The sequence below is a fragment of the Microcystis sp. M53598_WE2 genome (assembly GCF_030067735.1).
In the GTDB taxonomy this organism is placed as follows: domain Bacteria; phylum Cyanobacteriota; class Cyanobacteriia; order Cyanobacteriales; family Microcystaceae; genus Microcystis; species Microcystis aeruginosa.
The window spans coordinates 1-2,166 of sequence record NZ_JASJFE010000986.1; the positions used below are offsets into that span (position 1 = coordinate 1).

Sequence of the window (2,166 nt, forward strand, 5' to 3'; positions counted from 1 at the left end):
AAAAAATGATCGAGCAGAAAACTACTATTAAAAATCTGGCTTTAATTGCTGGTGTGCATGGCAATGAACTAACTCCCGCTTATTTGGTTAAATACCTGCAAAAGTCACCTAATCTTATTGCTCGCAGCAGTTTTCAATCCCACAGTCTCATCGCTAATCCCTTAGCCCTAAAGCAACGGGTTAGATATATCGATACGGATTTAAATCGTTGTTTTAACCAAAAAGATTTAGTGAATCCCGATTGTCAGCAATACGAACAAAAACGAGCAAAAAAAATAGTCAAAGATCTCCGAGAAAAATCCATTGATTTATTAATCGATATTCACAGCACCACATCTAACATGATGCTGGCGATTATTTATTCTAACCCCCATCCTTGGCTATTAAAACTCTTTACCTATCTGACTAAAATTAATCCTGAGGTGCGCTTAATTTATCATCCCGTCAGCGAGGAAGAAAATCATTTTCTGAAAGGAATTTGTCCCCTAGCTTTTACCCTAGAAATCGGTCCAATTAACCATGGGGTCATCTGTCCCTATCTTTTTCGTCAAACCGAAACACTTATCTATCAAATCCTAGACTATATCGAACAGGAAAATTATCTCGCTGCCCATCTCGATACTTTCAGCGAATCCCTAACAGTTTACCAACGTTTAGGCTCGATCGATTATCCTAGGGATGAACAGGGTGAAATTAAAGCCATGTTACATCCTCAGATTCTCCAACGAGATTATCAGGCAATTCAACCCAATCAACCGATTTTTCTAGGATTTGATGGTCAGGAAATTATCTATCGTGGGGAATCTGAATTATATCCTATCTTTGTCGGAGAATCTTCCTATAAAGAAAAAGGAATCGCCCTTTGTTGGACAGCAAAAAAACAAATTGATATTAATTAGGGTTTGCGGCAAAAAGTTTGTTGGTGGGGTTAGGAGTCAGTAGCCGGTCGTCAGTAGCCGGTCGTCAGGAGATAGGAGATAGGAGATAGGAGATTATTTTTATTTATTCTTCCCACTTCCCACACCCCACACCCCACACCCCACACCCTGTCCCCAGGAAAAACTTTTTCAGCAGACCCTAAATAAGGGAAAAGCCACTATGACCTTTACTTCTGATTCTCTTTTAGCTGAACGTTACCAACTGCAACAACGCCTAGGAAATACCGCTATCGGTCGTCAAACTTGGTTAGCTATCGATGTATTATCCCAAGAATCGGTAATTATTAAACTCCTCGCTTTTAGTCCCCAGATGGAGTGGGAAGAATTAAAATTATTTGAACGGGAGGCAGCCGTTTTAGCTTCTCTCTATCATCCCCGTATTCCCCGCTATCGCGATTATTTTTCCCTCGATAAAAATCAAGGTGACGGGATTCCTTGGTTTGTGCTTGTACAAGATTATATACCGGGAGAATCCTTAAGCGATCGCTTAGAAAGGGGGCAAAGTTTCACCGCTACGGTAATTCGGAATATTGCCCAAGAAGTTCTCGAAATTCTCATTTATTTGCATGAATTATCGCCCCCAGTATTACATCGAGATATTAAACCTAGTAATTTAATTATTAACTCGGAAAATAACGTTTATTTAGTAGATTTTGGGGCAGTCCAGTCCCGCGGTGCAGTGACGGGAGTTACTTTTACTGTGGTGGGAACGAGTGGTTATGCACCTCTAGAACAATTTTGGGGCCGGGCGGTTCCCAGTTCTGATTTATATGCCTTAGGTATGACTTTAATTCATTTATTGACGGGAATTGTGCCGATAGAATTGCCCCACCGCGACTCTAAAATTCAATTTCGCCAACGGGTGACAATTGATGATGATTTAATCGATTGGTTAGAAACTATAACCGATATAGCGGTAGAAAAGCGGTTTAAAAGTGCCAGAGAAGCTCTGAAATTTCTCCAACATCCCTCCTATCGCCAAGCATCAAGTTTAATCGATCCTAAGAAATTACCAAAACCTCCCCACAGTTCCATCCGTATCGCTAAACACCGGGATAATTTAGAGATTAATTTACCCCCTAAAATTAAGCTACCTTCCGATGCACCTACCCTCTGGTCTTTGGCGATTGTCCTTACTGTAACTGTCTTTATCTCCCCGATTCTTACTTTTATTATCGCTCTAATTGGTTTTATTTGTTTGCGTGAGATGCAATTAATTCTTACCCCT

Annotated in this window: 2 protein-coding genes; both read left to right on the top strand. The window is 40.5% G+C overall.

What is annotated here, in order from left to right; all coding sequences use genetic code 11:
* Positions 1–5 precede the first annotated feature (5 nt).
* Positions 6–899, top strand: coding sequence for an aspartoacylase (locus tag PX636_RS20135; RefSeq protein WP_353853495.1), 894 nt, complete (start codon positions 6–8; stop codon positions 897–899).
* Between the two features lie 199 nt (positions 900–1,098).
* The coding region (locus tag PX636_RS20140; protein WP_288118511.1) for a serine/threonine protein kinase at positions 1,099–2,166 on the top strand (1,068 nt) is incomplete at its 3' end.

Bases quoted from the DNA above. Each gene is read 5' to 3' on its own strand.
- PX636_RS20135 (WP_353853495.1), top strand. From the start codon at position 6: ATGATCGAGCAGAAAACTACTATTAAAAATCTGGCTTTAATTGCTGGT.